Raw genomic sequence first — 15,923 nt, forward strand, 5'->3', positions numbered from 1 at the left:
TATCATTCGTGGTAGGGCTTTGCCCGCATAGATTTAAGCTGGCAAAGAAAGGTGTCTATACATTGTTGTCGGAGTCGCCGACAGCGACCAGAGGGGGTAGTGCGACCCGGTGACCGGGAACCACTCTGGACTCCCCGCAGCCCTTATCAGTGAAAAGCGCCATCGTCCCTGACAGAACAAACTAGACCGTCAATGACGGCACGTCCCTGTGCCGCATCGACTGAATCCTCATCCATGATGATTCTTCTAGTTTGTTATGTCTGCCAGTGACAATGACAACACTGAAGAAGGGCACAATTATTGTCCTTTCTTCGATTTAAACAAAGCCTCCTTTTTTTTGAAGGTGGATTCTTTACTTGTGCTGTTTATTTTGCCATGCAAAAGAAATTCAGTTTATTGCCGTCGAGGTCGCGAACATACGCGCAGTAATAGGCGTCCATACGCACACCAGGCTCACCTTCTGTGGTGCCACCCAGTTCAAGGGCTTTAGCATAAAAAGCGTTTACCTGATCAGGATCAGTAGCAGCAATTGCCACCATGCTACCGTTACCCACGGTCGCTGGCTTTTCATCATAAGGGGTTGCGATGGCGAACATTGGTGCGGCAGGGTTATTGCCCCACGCAATCATGCGCGGCGCGTCTATAGCGCGTTGTGCGCCTGCCAGACTGAGCAGTTCGTCGTAAAAGGCAGCGGCCTTTGCAATATTGTTGGTACCAACGATAGTGTAAGCAATCATGTAAAATTCCTTGTTATTAACAGGCCCCATTGGCTTGTAAGGTAGTGTAGAGCAAGACCACAGAGCACGGAATGAATATTTATCAGGCCTGATAAGGTCTTTGTTCTATAAGACATATGGGGCAAAACGGACTAATCTCAACAAATCGTCTGCCGACAACGAACAAAACCCGGTCTGCTATAGCCTGACTGGTCAAATTCTGGTAGTCTAAATGGGAATGATTGTTATTTAATTGGTGCGCGGGTGCCCGTAGCACAGTTTTGGCCAGCAGGTGCCACTGATTAGGTGTTATAAGTATGACGTTATGGGAATTAGGTAAGTCAAAGTCTGCCAAGGTGACTCAAATTGACGCCTCCCTCGATCAACAAATTATTGCCCGCCTTAGCGAAATGGGCCTGTCCACAGGCCGTGATGTCCAGTGCATCCGCCGCGGTCCCTTAGGCGGGCCAATGGTCATGCAGTTAGGTGGTAGTATTTTTGCTATGGAGCACGACCTGGCCACCCGTATTCAGATTTCCCCCACTGACTGAAATATCCAGTTAGTCTCAATTCAGGACAGCCGTATTCATGCAACGCATTTTAATGGTAGGTAAACCCAACTGTGGTAAGAGTTTGCTGTTTAACCAGCTTACCGGGTTACGCCAGAAAGTCGCCAACTATCCAGGTATTACCGTTGAAATTACTCGGGGTAAGTGTGACAAGTTCGAACTGGTAGATTTGCCCGGCGCGTATTCATTGAATGGTCTTACCCGCGACGAAGTGATCGCAGTTGATGAAATTAAACGCTCGGTAGCTGACGATGACACCTCGATGGTGCTGGTAGTGCTCGACGCCACACGTCTGGCGCAGAGCCTGGTGATGGGTCTACAGGTGCAGCGACTCGCTTTTGAGCATAATAAGCCAGTAATGTTTGCCCTTAACTTTATTGACGAAGTAAAGCGTGTGGGCGAGAGCATCGATACCGACGGCCTGTCAAAAGCCCTGGGCAGTCCGGTATTGGCACTATCGGCCCGTTCGTTAGACGGTTTACACGAGTTTAAGCAGAGTTTACTGGGCATGGCTGGTGAACCAGCGCGTTATGCCACAAACAACAGCACACCTCATGCAGATGCTGCCGAGCGTAGTCAGGAACTGGCCCGGGATTTCGGCATTCAGCACGATATCGTACTCAAAAACCAGAATCGTATCGATAATTTCATGCTCAATAACTGGACCGGCGGCTTTATCTTTATTGCTGTGATGTTCGTGTTATTTCAGAGCATTTTTACTCTGGCGACGCCGTTAATGGACGGGGTGGAAGATTTTATTGGAACCCTCGCCGGTGGTGTGGGTGCGATTACCGCAGAAGGCGTGGTGCACGACTTTATTAACGATGCCATCTTTGGTGGTTTTGGTTCCTTTTTGGTGTTTGTCCCGCAGATAATGGTACTTACCCTTATCATTGGCCTGCTGGAAGACTCCGGCTATCTGGCCCGGGCAGCGTTAATGTGTCATCGGCCGCTGAGTTTCTTCGGGCTCTCCGGGCGCAGCTTTATTCCGTATTTATCCGGTCATGCCTGTGCCATTCCGGCTATCATGGCGGCACGCACCATTGAATCACCCCATAAACGCCTCATCACCATGCTTACTATTCCGCTAATGTCGTGCTCTGCACGCCTGCCGGTTTATGCTTTGCTGGTAGCAGTGCTGGTGCCGGCTAATGAGACGTTCCTGGGCATTTTCAATATGCAGGGCGCGGCGTTCTTTGGTTTGTATTTCTTTGGTATTTTTATGGCTCTGGTGGTCAGTCAGATCCTTAATCGTTTTTTACCCCGGGATCTGGAAAAAACCGATATGCCGTTTATTCTGGAACTGCCAACATACCGCTTGCCGCACTGGAAACCACTGTTCCAACGCGTGTTAAACAGCGGCATTATGTTTATTAAGCGCGCTGGCCCCATTATCTTTATGGTGTCGGTGGGGATCTGGGTTTTAGGCTATTTCCCTCTGAACTCAACGTTACAAAACTCCTGGCTGGGTCAGATCGGGCACTTTATTGAACCTATCTTTACGCCGATGGGACTCGACTGGCGTTATGGTGTGGCCATTCTGATGTCATTCCTGGCCCGTGAGGTGTTTGTAGGCGCGCTGGGGACTCTGTTTGGACTGGAAGGCGCAGATGAAGACGTTGCCGGTCTTGCTGAACGGGTACAGGCAGACGGCATGACCACAGAAGCAGGATTAGGCCTGATGTTGTTTTACGTGGTAGCGCTGCAGTGTGTAGCAACGGTGGCCATGCTGAAAGGTGAAAGTGGCAGCAGTAAACTGTCCTGGGGCTTATATGTGGCATACGGATTACTGGCTTACGCGATTGCGGTAGCGGTTAACCAGATAGGCGGTCTGCTTTAACAGACCGCTTAATTAATAGGATTACTAGCAATGCGCGTTAAGGCAGCGGGTTTTTGCTAAATGCTTTATGGCTAACACTTCTCCCTGTTTAGCTGCCTCGGCTATCCATTGTATGCCCGATTGCGGCTGTTTGGTTATACCGACGCCATTAATCAGCGCCATGCCATAATGATACTGAGCAATCGGGTTACCGGCATTGGCGGCTTCAGCCAGCCACCGGGTTGATAATGCTGGTTGTGGCTCCCTGATAGTGCCTTGTTCATAAAGCAGTGCTAAATAGATCATTGCCGAAGTCGAACCTCGCTGCGCGCACTGGATTAAAAATTTTTCACTGTCACTGTGTAGACCGCCCTTGTCGAGCAAGTAGGCGTTATAGCAGATCGTGCCTATTCGCTCTGGGAAGCGGTCCATTTGTTCCTGATAGTAATGCCACGAAAAATCAGTAGGATTTAACGCGCCACCATATTCATCAAGCTCGCCATCCATAAATTGAGCTCTACTCTGCAGAGACAGGAAAATCATCAGCACCATCACATAATTTACGATTTTCATAATGGCGCCCCCTATTGCGGAACAGGATAAAACAGCAAATTGAGGATCAGTAATAACGCCCAAAACCCGGTTTCAAGAGTTTCTGTAACAGGCTGAATACGCAGCACCGCGCCCCAAATGTGTACGATCACCATTAAAATGCAAAACAGAATAAAAAATTGCAGGATAAAGGGCGTTCCAAGGTTAAAGAGAGCCGCTTGCATAAACATAATATTGGTGACTATGGCAAACGCGCCGAGGCACCTTCCGAAGTAAATGGTCAGGTGCGTGTCATCAGGAATCTTCCACAGTAAAAGCTTTGCCCACAGACAAGGCTTAAAAAAAAGCGGCAGACTGAAAGCAAAAAACGTGATGAGCGTTATCACCAACAGGTAGGTTTGTGCGTGTTCTGACCAAATTCCAATCCAGGACATAGTAATACCTTTTGTTGCTAGTTAATCGACCAGTTCATTGCACACTAAACGGCAATCGGATATGCCAGAAAACGCAAAGTAATTCGCAAGAAATTTGCAAGATTGTATTAAAAATGGTGATAGAGACTTATGCGGGAGGGCTAAATCGGTATCCCTGACCGTGTACGGTTTCAATGACCGTTGGCAGCTTCTTTTCGGGATCGAGTTTTTTACGTAGGGTGATGATGTGTTGTTCCAGCGCCCGGCTATTTGGCATAAATTCCCGGCCCCATACGGCATCATACAATGCTTGTTTGGTGATCACTTCACAAGGATGATTGGCAAAATGCTGCAGCAACTTTACGTCCCTGTCTGTGAGGTCGATGGCTAAGTCTTGCCGTAGGGCACGCAGTTGTTTCGGGTAGATTGTCAGATCGCCTAACCTGAAACCGGCTTCCTGATGTCGTGTTTGGGTTGCCTTTGCTGGTTGCTGACGGCGCGAGAAAAGAACGCTGCCTGCTGATATTCCCAGTATCGCCAAAGCGGCTACGCCCCAGGTGACCCAATTATGATTTGGCACTTCAGTATCGGCAAGTGCGAGTTGCTGATTGATCTCATCAGGCGAGACAGAAAATAAAGTGGCCAGTTGCTCGACACTAAGCAGTGCGCAAATGATCTGCTGTGTTCGATAGCAATAAAATAATTCGGCGCCCGAAGCATCTGCCTTTTCTGCCCGCCAGGGACGGGCGAGTTCTGCAAGTGCTTTTAATCGCTTTTCGGCAGCGATAACAGGCTGATCCAATACATGGAGTACTTGTGCGGTAGCCGGATAGTGTTGTTCACCATCGGCTTGCCAAATTATCGCACTGTTGATGACTGGCGAGGCAGAAATATACAGTCTGGTGCCTGCTACATCACTGCGCTCATTTAATGTTGCTATATGCTGCAACTCACTTTGCAGATATTCATTTATCTCGGTGTTGTTTGGGGATGCCAGGGCAAGTTGTGGTACGATTTCCAGCATCGCCACAAAGAGTGCTAAAACGATAATAAATCGACTCATAAGCCTACTCAAAAACCCCAAAATCAGGCTGGTACCGGGCGCGTGTTTTATTGCGAGCCCAAACTACTTTTTAAGGTTAAGACTTTGCTTGTAAAAGGCCATCGCCGATTCGCGGTTGTTGGCCTTTTCGTTTATTTCGGCCAGTAACAGTAAACCTTCCTGGGTAGGATTAAGCTTCATGGCTTTTTGCAGTGCTTTGTCGGCCAGCATACTGTCTCCGGCGTTATAAGCTACATGACCGAGCACCATATACAGTTCGTGATTCTCGTCGTCAGCCTTGATCCATTTTTCCAGCGCCTTAATGGCAGGTGCCGGATTAGGTAATTGTAAGCCTTTCAGCAGCGGTAACAGCTGTGGCTGAGGCCCGCGCTTTTGCCAGTCAAGTAATACGGTTTGCGCTTCCTGATGCATGCCCTGAGCAAGCAATTGCTCGGCGTAGGCGGCCTGGTAGCCAATATCATTGCGTTGTTTGCGCGGCAGGTTGTCCCAGAACGATTTGAGGGCAATGGCCCCTTGTTTACTGGCCACTTCGGCCAGCCGGCCTTTCGCAATTTGTTTAGACCATTTGGCGTAGTCATCGCCGAGCACTTTTTTATAGCTGCCCAGCTCTTCTTCCAGTTGGGCCCACTGATTACTCTCGGCCAGCGCCTGCACTTTTAACTTAATGGCCGGTGCAGTGGCTTGTTGTTTGTCGCTGAGTTGAGCCAGCTCTTTTAAGGCGTCGCCAGGCTGACCTTCGGCCAGCGCCATACGCGCCAGCGTCACTCTGGCGGCCAGTGCGGAACTCTCATAATCAGCCGCTTCGTTTAGCTTGCGCTCGGCAGTGTCTTTGCGGCCTCTGGCCACGGCAGCCTGCGCTGAAACCAGATAGTTTACCCCTTCAAACTCGCCGTTTTCAGCCTGATCCGCCGCTTTGGTCGCGGCATCCCAGTCACCCTCAGCCAGGGCCTGAATACTGCGATAAAAGGCCTTTTGTGTCTTGCGGCGTGACCGGTTGCCAAACCAACTGCCAGACAGTTTGGTGAGACGCCAGGTGCGGCTGAATAAGGTGGAGATTATGATCCAGCTTACCAGGCCAATAAATATCATGATACCCAGGGCAACAACACTGGTTTCTACCACCAGGTTGCCCATCTGTATCAGCACATAGCCTTTGTTGCCCACTAATGAGGGTGCGGCAATCATCGCGACCAGGCATATCGCCACGATGACTAAAATATAAATTAGCTTTTTCATAGTGCGCTGGCTCCTTCACCAAACACACGTTTTACCCGGCTATCGAGCAGCGATTCAAGGGCAGCCTGTGAACTCAGTTCAGTGGGGATGGCTTTGCTGATATCGGTATTTTTTAACTGGCTAAGGGCACTCTGAAATCCTGAAACATCACTGTTTGTCTGAATGTAGTCTTCGCTGATTATCGCCTGAGCGCGTTCAACAGAGGCCTGATACAGCGCCTGTTCACCGGCCAGAGCGGCAGCCTGTGCCTGTTGCAGGGCCAGCTTTATTTGCTCGCGTGACAGCCATTCCTGTTGAGCAGTCATCATGGGTTCAACGGGTTCGTCGCGATATTCAACCCGAATAAAATCATCCACCAGTGAGCGCCACACATTTAGCAGGTTTTGCTTCCAGTCGCTGGTGGAGTCACTGACTTCGTCACTGGTAAATTCGTTTGCTTCTTTTGGCGTGATAATGGCCAGTTTATCAACCTGTTTAACCAGGCCGTCGAGGGCCAGCGCGACCGACACTTCTGATACCGGGTTGACCTGTTGAAGGGCCTGAATGTCCTGGGCGATTAAAGCTCTTACCGGCAGAACCGATGGATCGGCTAATGATTTTAAGCGCTGGTCGGCATTACCGAGCAGCATAATGGCAGTGCGCAGGTCTTTTTCGAGCCACATTTTACGCCCGGCCATGCGCACCAGATAATCGGCTTCGGCTATTAGCCAGTCGGTGGGCCGGCGGCCATCTAATTCCTGAATTTGTGCCAGTGCGCCCTGCAGTTGATTTTCCAGTTGCTCCACAGTGGCCTGCTGAGCGGCTTCGCCGTCCAGTACATCCTGGGTGGCGGCTGCCTGGGCACTGATTTGTTGTTCCAGCGTTGCGGCGCGGTTAGTCATCTGGCTGTGTTTCTGGCCAAGCTCGTTATTCAGCTCGCTGCGCAGCGTGTCGAGTTTGGTTTGGGTAACACTGTGCTGATTGAAGTACCAGTATCCACCATAGGCCGCACTACCAAGTAACAGCAGGTTTAACAGAGTGATAAGCCACAGCAGGCCGGTTTTGGCCGTTTTGGGCGGAGCAGACTGAGCAGGTTTAGGGTTGTCTGGTGAGCTTTTGGGCGCAGCGGCTTTGGCCGAAGATTGTTTGGCGCTGGCTGTGTCGGGCAACTGCTTGGGTTGCTCTTGGTTTGGTTGCTGCTGATCAGCCATATATCACTCCCAATTCTGCTGAATCCATGTAATGAGCGCTTCGTTGCTGGCTTTAGGGCATACATACGTTTGCCGGATGCCTTGTTGATGAAGCTGTTGCGCTATGCGCTCACTGACCGTCAACCATTTTACACCGGTTAGCGGCTGGGTATTAAATTGTTTTAATAGTGCCTGGGCCTGTTCGCTACTGGTGACAATAATGCCCGCCAGTTGTGTCCAGTGACAGGTCCGGCTAAATACGGGGGGGATTAATGGCACTCTCTCATAAAGAACCACCTCGTTTAGCCTGGCACCGCGTAGGGTTAATTGTTGCGGGATTGTGGTGCGCCCGCCTTTACCCTTTAATAACAAAATGTGCCTATTGGCGCAATCATTGAGCAAAGGTAAAGCGAGTACGCCCTCTGAATTCTCGTTATCAGGGACGACCGGGTTCAAACCGGCGTGAGTAAGAATGTTAGCGGTACTCTGACCGACTGCAATCAGCGGCTGACCGACAATATCACCAGCCAGATGCGCCGCCAGCGGTGCGGCCGCCGCCGTACTGGTAACGATGACAATGGCATCCGGATGAGCTTTCAGCAAATCCTGTACGCGGACAATACCGGCCGGGAGCTCTTTGGTTTGCTGTAAGGCAATCACACTGGCCGACAACCCGGCCTCGGCAAAAGCCGAGTCAGTGGTGGCTAATTTTGCCAGCGGCCGGGTGATTAGATACATAGTAGTTTACTGATGCAAAGCCTTTAAGATTTCACCGGCACCCTGCTCCAGCAACGACTCAGCAACCTCTATGCCCAGCGCAACGGCATTATCGCGGTGGCCTTGGGTACTCGAGTATAACAGGGTTTGACCATCCGCCGAGCCGACCATACCAGTAAGCGACAGTGTGTCATCCGCAAGGGTAGCAAAGCTGCCAATCGGTACCTGACATCCGCCCTCAAGGCGTTCATTCATGGCGCGTTCTGCAATCACCCGTGAAGCGGTGTCGGCATCATTAAGAGCTGCCAGTAATTCAATGAGCTCGGCATCGTCGTTGCGACATTCGATACCCACCGCGCCCTGCCCCACTGCAGGTAACGACTGCTCCTGGGGAATAGGTTGGGTAATGCGGTTTTCCATACCCAGACGGATAAGACCGGCACAGGCCAGAATAATGGCATCGTAATCACCGGCGTCCAGTTTAGCCAGTCGCGTGTTAACGTTGCCGCGCAGGTCTTTAATAACCAAATCCGGGCGCAGGTGCTTTAACTGACACTGACGACGCAAGCTACTGGTACCTACGACGGCACCGGCTGGTAATTCGTCAATGTTGTTATAAGTATTGGATACAAAGGCATCGAACGGATTTTCCCGCGGGCAGATAGCATGCAGGCCAAATTCTGCGGGAAATTCTACCGGCACATCTTTCATGGAGTGCACGGCGATATCAGCGCGCCCTTCCAGCATGGCAATTTCAAGCTCTTTAATAAACAGACCTTTACCGCCAATCTTTGCCAGCGGTGTATCAAGAATACGGTCGCCCTGGGTCGACATGGGAACCAGCTCCACCTTGCACTCAGGGTGATGCTTTAATAACTGTGCCTGAACATACTCGGCCTGCCACATGGCCAGGGCACTTTTACGAGTGGCAATTCGGATAGTGCGGGAAGACTTCACTGCAATATTCGCCTTTAAATTTGAATTCAATCACAGCGCCAGCTTTGTTGCAGCGACGCTAAAGCGCAAAGTGTAAACGATTTTGCCGATACAGGCGATGTTATACCGCCTGTATTTGATCTACCCCAAACGCGCTTGCAGCCACTGACTGATGGCGTTTATCTCATCCATGTTGACATTATGCTGCATGCGATAGCTCTGCCAGCTTACGTTGTACTGATTTGCCGTGAGCGTATCGTGGGCGGCTTTGCCCATCGCAATAGGGACCACGTCGTCCATTTCGCCATGGGCCATAAAAACCGGGGTTTGTTGATTGGCCGGATGGGCTTCATCGGCCAGTAACTCTGGCTGACACATGTAGGTTGAAAGCCCCATAATTCCGCCCAGTGATTTGCTGAAACGCGGGCCAAGATGTAGCGCAATAACCCCGCCCTGAGAGAAACCGGCGAGGATGATTTTTTCCGGCGCAACGCCATTGCTGATTTCTGCTTCAATAAGTTGTTCTACCTGTTCGGCAGATTCTCTGACCCCGGTGAGATCGGCACGTTTATCGAAATCCATTGATTTAATGTCGTACCAGGCACGCATTCGCATACCGCCATTGATAGAGACCGGACGTTCCGGCGCGTGCGGGAAAACAAAGCGCACGCCCAGCGTGTCGGGTAACTTTAACTCCGGAACGATTGGCGCAAAACCATGGCCGGAATCGCCCAGCCCGTGTAACCAGATAACGGTGGCTTTAATCTCTGAGACCGGGTTGGTTTCGATGTAAGGTAATGCACTGCTCATTGACCGATGGTTCCTTTTGCTGTTGTTATTACAGATTAAAATTAACACTCACCGACCACAGGCACAATGGTCTTACCGGTATTGATGAATATTGTGGATGCGGCGTTTATGTCGACGCCGAGTGTGCTACACTTTCGCGGTATAACCTCATCATAAAAATGAAGCATAGAACACCATTATGACCACACAACTCGGCAATCTGTTTATTTTAGCGGCCCCGTCCGGTGCCGGTAAATCCAGTTTGATAAAAGCGCTATTGTCTAAAGCGCCGGATGTTAACTTTAATCCGAAGCAGGTGTCTGTGTCGCACACTACCCGGGCACCCCGCCCCGGCGAAGTGGATGGTGAGCATTATCATTTTGTCACCCGTGAGCAGTTTGAAGCGCTGATTGCCCAGCAGGCATTCTTCGAATATGCCGAAGTCTTCGGCAATTACTACGGGACGTCCCGCATTACCATCGAAAATACTCTGAGCCAGGGCATTGATGTATTTTTGGATATCGACTGGCAGGGCGCCCGTCAGGTGAAAGCCCTGATGCCTGATACCTGCAGTATATTTATTCTGCCACCGTCTACTGAAACGCTGCGCGAAAGACTGGTTAAGCGTGGTCAGGATGAGCAGAGCGTGATTGATAAGCGCATGGCGGAAGCGGTGTCAGAAATGTCGCATTACGATGAATTTGATTTTGTGCTGGTTAACGATGAGTTTTCCGAAACCTTGCAGGAGTTAAGCAGCATTGTTGAAGCCCAGCGTTTACGTACGGCTAAGCAAAAAGTACGTCACCAGGCGTTAATAGAGAGTTTATTGAGCGCTGAGTGATTTATTGCTACCCAATTAAGTATGGCTTGTTGTATACTACGCGGCCATTTTTTTAATATTTTTGTTCGAATCGGAGATTTTCATGGCTCGCGTAACAGTCGAAGATGCAGTAGAAAAAGTAGGTAACCGTTTTGATCTGGTATTGGTTGCTGCACGTCGTGCCCGCCAAATCGCCACCGAAGGCAAAGATCCAATGGTTGATGTAAGTAACGATAAGCCAACGGTTATCGCGCTGCGCGAAATCGAAAAAGGATTGGTTACTGCTGAAACCCTTGAGCAAGATGAGCTGCGTGACCAGCAGGATCAGGAACACGCTGAGTTTGCATCAGTTGCAAATATTCTGTCTGATCAGTAAATCGGGTAGTCCTCGGAAGCACAAATTGACAGCGCCAGTGTGTCTTTTATAAGAAACACTGGCGTTTTTCGTTGGAAACCGACGCGTTTCACCGTATTCTTGAAAAACGCTTGAAATTATTGGAAATACGCTACACACGTGTATCTGTTTGAAGGGTTAAAACAAAAGATCGCCGAATACCTGCCGCCAGAACGGGTTCAGCTCGTTCAGGAAGCTTTTGTATTGGCACATGAAGCCCATGATGGTCAGATGCGATCAAGTGGTGATCCGTACATCACCCACCCGGTTGCGGTAACCAGCATTCTGGCTGATATGCACCTCGATCATGAAACCCTCATGGCGGCGCTCCTGCACGACGTTATTGAAGATACCCACTACAGTCAGGAAGATCTGGCCGAAGCCTTTGGCGATACGGTGGCTGATTTGGTGGAAGGCGTCAGTAAGCTCGATAAGATTGCCTTTAGCAGTAAGCAGGAGGCCCAGGCCGAAAACTTTCGCAAAATGATGATGGCCATGGTGCAGGATATTCGCGTTATCCTGATAAAACTGGCCGACCGCACGCACAACATGCGTACCCTGGGCTCGCTACGCCCGGATAAGCGTCGTCGTATCGCGCTGGAAACCCTGGAAATCTATTCGCCTATAGCCCATCGTCTGGGTATTCACGATATTAAAAATGAACTGGAAGATCTTGGCTTCCAGGCCATGTACCCCATGCGTCACCGTGCCCTGAAGTCAGCGGTGAAACAAGCGCGGGGCAATCGTAAGGAAATCATCGAGAATATTCGCCAGGAACTGGGCACTCGCCTGGAAGGCTACAATATTGAAGCCACCGTAGTGGGCCGCGAAAAGCATCTCTATTCGATTTACCGCAAAATGAAGAACAAAGAGAAGATGTTCAACGAAGTCATGGACATCTATGCCTTTCGCATTGTGGTAAATTCGGTGGACGACTGCTATCGCTCACTCGGTGCTATGCACGGGCTGTACAAGCCCATTGAAACGCGCTTTAAAGACTATATCGCGATTCCACGCACTAATGGCTATCAGTCGTTGCATACCTCTTTGGTAGGTCCCCACGGTATTCCGGTGGAGGTGCAGATCCGCACCCAGGCCATGGACCAAATGGCCGATAAAGGGGTTGCTGCCCACTGGATGTACAAAGAATCCAGTGATGGCACTACCGCCCAGCTGCGGGCCCGTAAATGGATGCAGTCGCTGCTGGAACTGCAGCAAAGCGCCAGTTCGTCCTTTGAGTTTATCGAAAGCGTTAAGACCGACCTGTTCCCGGATGAAATTTACGTATTTACTCCGGACGGGCGGATTATCGAATTGCCTGCCGGTGCTACGGCAGTGGATTTTGCTTATGCGGTGCATTCTGATATTGGTAATACCTGCGTAGGTGTGCGGGTAGAGCGCCGTAATTACAGTTTAAGCAAGCCGCTGCAAAATGGTCAGACGGTGGAAATCATTACCTCACCACGAGCTAAGCCAAATGCTAACTGGCTGAACTTTGTGGTTAGTGCCAGAGCACGTACGCGCATTCGCCAATACCTGCGAAAACAGCGTTCTCAGGAAGCCCTGACTATGGGTAACCGCCTGTTACGCCACGCCCTGGGCGCGGTAAAACTGGACGATATCAGCCAGGAGTCGGTAGACCGCGTGGTCGCTGAAACCAAGCACGAATCCTTTGAGGACTTGCTGGTGGATATTGGCCTGGGTAATGAATTAAGCGCTATTGTGGCTCGTCGTCTGTTGGGCGAGAACGAAGATATTCCGGATAAGAAAGGCAATGTGGCCATCCGTGGCACGGAAGGCCTGCTGGTAACCTACGCACGATGCTGTCACCCCATCCCGGATGATGAAATCGTTTCGGTGTTGAGCCCGGGTAAAGGCATGACCATTCACCAGAATGGTTGCCCGAATATCCGTAAGCTGGCTAAAGAAGAGCCCCAGCGGGTACTGCAAATGACCTGGGATGAAGAGCCTCAGGGCGAGTTTAAAGCGTCATTACGTATTGAGCTGTTTAATCATCAGGGTACACTGGCTACACTGACCAATAACATAGCCTCGTGCGACTCAAACATTATTGGGCTGCAAACCGAGGAAAAAGAAAGCAATATCTACTTTGTAGATCTTGAATTAACCACTTATAACCGCGTACATCTGGCCAACGTCATGCGTAAGATCCGCATCATGCCGGAGGTACAACGGGTGTCGCGACACAGCCAGTCGCGACATCATTAATTGAGAAGGACTCATCATGGCAAAGTCGATTATTCAAACTGATAACGCGCCAGCTGCAATTGGTACATACAGTCAGGCGGTCAAAGCCGGCACTACTGTGTACTTGTCTGGTCAGATCCCATTAGTACCAGCCACGATGGAACTGGTATCCCAGGATTTTGCCGAGCAGGCCACTCAGGTGTTCGAGAATATCAAAGCCGTGTGTGAAGCTGCTGGCGGTACCACTAATGATCTGGTGAAAGTAAACATTTACTTACTTGACCTTGGCCATTTCGCCACGGTAAACGAAATTATGTCTAAGTACTTTGCCAAGCCTTATCCTGCACGCGCAGCAATTGGTATTAAAGAGTTACCTAAAGGCGCTCAAATAGAAATCGACGGCGTGATGGAACTGCCGGAGTGATAGCTGTCAGCAGCCATTGATAGCTTAGATAAAATGGTACTGAAAGAAAAAGACCCGCTTGCGGGTCTTTTTGGTTTCTAATGCTTATTTAACGAGAACAATGATGCGACAAAAGTTTTTCTTTATCCTGCTGTGTATATTGCTGCCACTGGGTGTTTCTGCCAAACAGTTAGCACCTGAGGCTAACTCCGTTACCCCGCTGCTAAATGGTATGAAAGTGCCGGCTGTAACCCTGCAATTTCCGGATGGTAGTCCGGTAAGCCTGAATGCGCTGACCATGAATAAACCCGCCATCATTCTGTTTTATCGTGGTGGCTGGTGCCCTTACTGTAATCGTCAGTTTGGCGAGCTACAGACAATTGAAGACCAATTGCTGGAATTAGGCTACCAAATCCTCGCGATTTCACCGCAAACGCCGGCAGCGCTGCAATCTCAGGAACTCGAAACCGAAATGAAAGTTCAGCAACTGTCAGACGTTAAACTGGATGCCCTGCGTGAATTCGGCATTGGCTTTTACGTGGATGATGCCACTGCGAAAAAGTACGACGACTATAATATCGAACTGACCAAAGACAACACCGGCACGCCAGTCTTACCGGCACCAGGCATATTCATAGTAAATCAACAGGGGCTTATCGAGTTCACTTATGTAAACCCTGATTTTAAAGTGCGCCCTTCGGCTAAACTGATTTTATCAGTGGCTGAAGTTCTCGCCAGCGAGCGTTAATCTGCGTAACCAATATCATGGCGCTGCATGTAGTCGAGCAGCGCCAGTGATTCGTGATCACCACTGTTCTTCAGTCCTTCACAAACCCCGGCCATATCGGCGGCTTTTTTGTGCTGGCCGAGTTTGTGTACACCCTGCAAGCTGTCTATCTTAATCTCAATGCCAACAATACCGCGGATCAGTTTTTGCTGGTAATCGATGAGTGATGTCTTGAGCGTGTCGGGGTTGTAATCCGGCTCAAATGCCTGCATGAGCTCGTTAAGCGCTGCGGGTAACGCTTCATCATCCATAATACTTACCGTGCCTTTGGCGTGTACCGCCACATAATTCCAGGTGGGTACATTGGGTTCGCTGGCGTACCACGTGGGTGAGATATAGGCGTGAGGGCCGCTGAACACGGCAACTACCGGAGTGTTATCCAATGTCTTCCAGTGTGGGTTGGCGCGGGCCATATGGCCTGTCATAACAAGTTTGTCACCTTCTTGCCTTACCAGCAGCGGTGCATGGGTTGTTTGCAGGTCGGGCGTAGTTATCAGCGCGAAAGGGTGCGCTTTAATAAAAGCTAACTGGGTTTTGGTATCGGTAAAAGAAAAAGCCGACGGGACAAACATAAAGACTCTCAGACATCAGGGTTAGCCTTTGATAATACGTGATCAGCGAATTTCCACAAAGGGTAAAAAACGCGGCTGAGGCTCAATGTCGGTGCGTTCAAATTCGCCAAAAGGTAGTGTAGTGAGATCATCCGGCGGCGCCGCGAGCTGATTTAAGTCCACCGCCTGTGCCACGCCGGCGATCCGGCCATTATCAAGTGACATCTCATAGTAGATACCGTTCCAGAAGTTAGCGCCAAACTCGCCTTTTTTCTTGTACATAAATAGCAGATCGTGAGCCAGCCAGCTAAAATCCTCAGCACTCACCGTACGCGGTTGTTCGTAGGGATAAGGCAGATGACACCACAGCTCAGGGCCTTCCAGGCATTTCATTTCCTTCATCGACAAAAAATAATCGGTAAAGTGTCCGTGGTCGATGGTGAGAGTGTAGTGGATCCCTTTAGCACCGGGTACGAAGGTGACACTGCCGATGTCCAGTTGCTCGCCCTTGTTGCCTTTTAATATAATGCGTTTCTCACCTGAGAGCGGGTTATTGGTCTGCGCTGAGGTGACTGAGTCGCTAAAGCCGGTCAGCGCCAATAGCAGTGTGGCAAGGGAGATCAGCTTCATGGCGATATCCGAAAAGTTAATGGTTTATTAACTATAGACCGAGGGTGTTGTGGCGAAAGGGTACTTTAGGCCAATTAAAGTAGTAGCCCCGCGGCGCAACCGGGCCTAGCATGATTGATGCTCGCAATGCCTAAGCGCTTGATTTACTATG

At 50.2% G+C, this 15,923-nt stretch carries 18 protein-coding genes; 7 read left to right on the forward strand and 11 right to left on the reverse strand.

The window, feature by feature from the left end; translation table 11 throughout:
* Nucleotides 1-365: 365 nt before the first annotated feature.
* The gene (locus C6Y40_RS08435) at nucleotides 366-737 is read right to left on the reverse strand and encodes a VOC family protein (protein ID WP_105934206.1); all 372 of its coding nucleotides are present in this window, start codon (nucleotides 735-737) and stop codon (nucleotides 366-368) included.
* A gap of 296 nt (nucleotides 738-1,033) precedes the next feature.
* Between C6Y40_RS08435 and C6Y40_RS08440 the strand changes: the two genes are divergently transcribed.
* A complete protein-coding gene (locus tag C6Y40_RS08440) occupies nucleotides 1,034-1,267 on the forward strand; it encodes a FeoA family protein (RefSeq protein ID WP_105934207.1) in 234 nt (77 codons plus the stop codon).
* Nucleotides 1,268-1,304: 37 nt separating this feature from the next.
* On the forward strand, nucleotides 1,305-3,125 hold the full coding sequence (gene feoB, locus C6Y40_RS08445; RefSeq protein ID WP_105934208.1) for a ferrous iron transporter B: 1,821 nt from the start codon (nucleotides 1,305-1,307) through the stop codon (nucleotides 3,123-3,125).
* A gap of 24 nt (nucleotides 3,126-3,149) precedes the next feature.
* Here feoB and C6Y40_RS08450 read toward each other — a convergent pair whose 3' ends face one another.
* The 8 genes from C6Y40_RS08450 to C6Y40_RS08485 form a co-directional block, all read right to left on the reverse strand.
* Nucleotides 3,150-3,677 (reverse strand): tetratricopeptide repeat protein, encoded by a 528-nt coding sequence (locus tag C6Y40_RS08450; RefSeq protein ID WP_105934209.1) that lies wholly within the window; start codon nucleotides 3,675-3,677, stop codon nucleotides 3,150-3,152.
* Between the two features lie 11 nt (nucleotides 3,678-3,688).
* Nucleotides 3,689-4,090: a hypothetical protein gene (locus tag C6Y40_RS08455; RefSeq protein WP_105934210.1), complete on the reverse strand. Its 402-nt coding sequence runs from the start codon at nucleotides 4,088-4,090 to the stop codon at nucleotides 3,689-3,691.
* Nucleotides 4,091-4,217: 127 nt separating this feature from the next.
* Nucleotides 4,218-5,132, reverse strand: coding sequence for a winged helix-turn-helix domain-containing protein (locus C6Y40_RS08460; RefSeq protein WP_105934211.1), 915 nt, complete (start codon nucleotides 5,130-5,132; stop codon nucleotides 4,218-4,220).
* A 63-nt stretch (nucleotides 5,133-5,195) separates the two neighbouring features.
* A complete protein-coding gene (locus C6Y40_RS08465) occupies nucleotides 5,196-6,368 on the reverse strand; it encodes a heme biosynthesis HemY N-terminal domain-containing protein (RefSeq protein WP_105934212.1) in 1,173 nt (390 codons plus the stop codon).
* The gene (locus C6Y40_RS08470; protein WP_105934213.1) at nucleotides 6,365-7,558 is read right to left on the reverse strand and encodes a uroporphyrinogen-III C-methyltransferase; all 1,194 of its coding nucleotides are present in this window, start codon (nucleotides 7,556-7,558) and stop codon (nucleotides 6,365-6,367) included. Before C6Y40_RS08470 ends, C6Y40_RS08465 begins: the two co-directional genes overlap by 4 nt.
* A gap of 3 nt (nucleotides 7,559-7,561) precedes the next feature.
* Nucleotides 7,562-8,275, reverse strand: coding sequence for a uroporphyrinogen-III synthase (locus C6Y40_RS08475; RefSeq protein WP_105934214.1), 714 nt, complete (start codon nucleotides 8,273-8,275; stop codon nucleotides 7,562-7,564).
* A 6-nt stretch (nucleotides 8,276-8,281) separates the two neighbouring features.
* Nucleotides 8,282-9,211 (reverse strand): hydroxymethylbilane synthase, encoded by a 930-nt coding sequence (gene hemC, locus C6Y40_RS08480; RefSeq protein WP_420836930.1) that lies wholly within the window; start codon nucleotides 9,209-9,211, stop codon nucleotides 8,282-8,284.
* Nucleotides 9,212-9,331: 120 nt separating this feature from the next.
* Complete coding sequence (locus C6Y40_RS08485) at nucleotides 9,332-10,000, reverse strand: alpha/beta hydrolase (protein ID WP_105934215.1); 669 nt, start codon at nucleotides 9,998-10,000, stop codon at nucleotides 9,332-9,334.
* 178 nt (nucleotides 10,001-10,178) lie between these two features.
* Here C6Y40_RS08485 and gmk point away from each other — a divergent pair, with 178 nt between their 5' ends.
* The 5 genes from gmk to C6Y40_RS08510 all read left to right on the forward strand — a co-directional run bounded on the left by gmk (nucleotide 10,179) and on the right by C6Y40_RS08510 (nucleotide 14,552).
* Nucleotides 10,179-10,820, forward strand: coding sequence for a guanylate kinase (gmk, locus tag C6Y40_RS08490; RefSeq protein ID WP_105934216.1), 642 nt, complete (start codon nucleotides 10,179-10,181; stop codon nucleotides 10,818-10,820).
* An 82-nt stretch (nucleotides 10,821-10,902) separates the two neighbouring features.
* The gene (rpoZ, locus tag C6Y40_RS08495; protein ID WP_105934217.1) at nucleotides 10,903-11,175 is read left to right on the forward strand and encodes a DNA-directed RNA polymerase subunit omega; all 273 of its coding nucleotides are present in this window, start codon (nucleotides 10,903-10,905) and stop codon (nucleotides 11,173-11,175) included.
* A 138-nt stretch (nucleotides 11,176-11,313) separates the two neighbouring features.
* Entirely contained in the window at nucleotides 11,314-13,422 is a 2,109-nt protein-coding gene (spoT, locus tag C6Y40_RS08500; protein WP_105934218.1) for a bifunctional GTP diphosphokinase/guanosine-3',5'-bis pyrophosphate 3'-pyrophosphohydrolase, read from the forward strand.
* Between the two features lie 16 nt (nucleotides 13,423-13,438).
* Entirely contained in the window at nucleotides 13,439-13,825 is a 387-nt protein-coding gene (locus C6Y40_RS08505) for a RidA family protein (protein WP_105934219.1), read from the forward strand.
* Nucleotides 13,826-13,925: 100 nt separating this feature from the next.
* The gene (locus C6Y40_RS08510; RefSeq protein ID WP_240621886.1) at nucleotides 13,926-14,552 is read left to right on the forward strand and encodes a peroxiredoxin-like family protein; all 627 of its coding nucleotides are present in this window, start codon (nucleotides 13,926-13,928) and stop codon (nucleotides 14,550-14,552) included.
* Here the strand turns inward: C6Y40_RS08510 and C6Y40_RS08515 are convergent.
* Together C6Y40_RS08515 and C6Y40_RS08520 are read right to left on the reverse strand one after the other, a co-directional pair.
* Nucleotides 14,549-15,163, reverse strand: coding sequence for an FMN-binding negative transcriptional regulator (locus tag C6Y40_RS08515; RefSeq protein ID WP_105934221.1), 615 nt, complete (start codon nucleotides 15,161-15,163; stop codon nucleotides 14,549-14,551). The genes C6Y40_RS08510 and C6Y40_RS08515 overlap by 4 nt on opposite strands.
* Nucleotides 15,164-15,205: 42 nt before the next feature.
* Nucleotides 15,206-15,772: a hypothetical protein gene (locus C6Y40_RS08520; protein WP_105934222.1), complete on the reverse strand. Its 567-nt coding sequence runs from the start codon at nucleotides 15,770-15,772 to the stop codon at nucleotides 15,206-15,208.
* Nucleotides 15,773-15,923: the final 151 nt, after the last annotated feature.

It is taken from the genome of Marisediminitalea alba (genome assembly GCF_002993365.1).
Taxonomy (GTDB): domain Bacteria; phylum Pseudomonadota; class Gammaproteobacteria; order Enterobacterales; family Alteromonadaceae; genus Alteromonas; species Alteromonas alba.

Bases quoted from the DNA above. Each gene is read 5' to 3' on its own strand.
- rpoZ (WP_105934217.1), top strand. From the start codon at position 10,903: ATGGCTCGCGTAACAGTCGAAGATGCAGTAGAAAAAGTAGGTAACCGT.
- C6Y40_RS08465 (WP_105934212.1), bottom strand. From the start codon at position 6,368: ATGAAAAAGCTAATTTATATTTTAGTCATCGTGGCGATATGCCTGGTC.
- C6Y40_RS08455 (WP_105934210.1), bottom strand. From the start codon at position 4,090: ATGTCCTGGATTGGAATTTGGTCAGAACACGCACAAACCTACCTGTTG.
- C6Y40_RS08440 (WP_105934207.1), top strand. From the start codon at position 1,034: ATGACGTTATGGGAATTAGGTAAGTCAAAGTCTGCCAAGGTGACTCAA.
- C6Y40_RS08510 (WP_240621886.1), top strand. From the start codon at position 13,926: ATGATGCGACAAAAGTTTTTCTTTATCCTGCTGTGTATATTGCTGCCA.
- C6Y40_RS08520 (WP_105934222.1), bottom strand. From the start codon at position 15,772: ATGAAGCTGATCTCCCTTGCCACACTGCTATTGGCGCTGACCGGCTTT.
- C6Y40_RS08435 (WP_105934206.1), bottom strand. From the start codon at position 737: ATGATTGCTTACACTATCGTTGGTACCAACAATATTGCAAAGGCCGCT.
- C6Y40_RS08515 (WP_105934221.1), bottom strand. From the start codon at position 15,163: ATGTTTGTCCCGTCGGCTTTTTCTTTTACCGATACCAAAACCCAGTTA.
- C6Y40_RS08505 (WP_105934219.1), top strand. From the start codon at position 13,439: ATGGCAAAGTCGATTATTCAAACTGATAACGCGCCAGCTGCAATTGGT.
- C6Y40_RS08475 (WP_105934214.1), bottom strand. From the start codon at position 8,275: ATGTATCTAATCACCCGGCCGCTGGCAAAATTAGCCACCACTGACTCG.
- C6Y40_RS08470 (WP_105934213.1), bottom strand. From the start codon at position 7,558: ATGGCTGATCAGCAGCAACCAAACCAAGAGCAACCCAAGCAGTTGCCC.
- C6Y40_RS08450 (WP_105934209.1), bottom strand. From the start codon at position 3,677: ATGAAAATCGTAAATTATGTGATGGTGCTGATGATTTTCCTGTCTCTG.
- C6Y40_RS08460 (WP_105934211.1), bottom strand. From the start codon at position 5,132: ATGAGTCGATTTATTATCGTTTTAGCACTCTTTGTGGCGATGCTGGAA.
- feoB (WP_105934208.1), top strand. From the start codon at position 1,305: ATGCAACGCATTTTAATGGTAGGTAAACCCAACTGTGGTAAGAGTTTG.
- gmk (WP_105934216.1), top strand. From the start codon at position 10,179: ATGACCACACAACTCGGCAATCTGTTTATTTTAGCGGCCCCGTCCGGT.
- C6Y40_RS08485 (WP_105934215.1), bottom strand. From the start codon at position 10,000: ATGAGCAGTGCATTACCTTACATCGAAACCAACCCGGTCTCAGAGATT.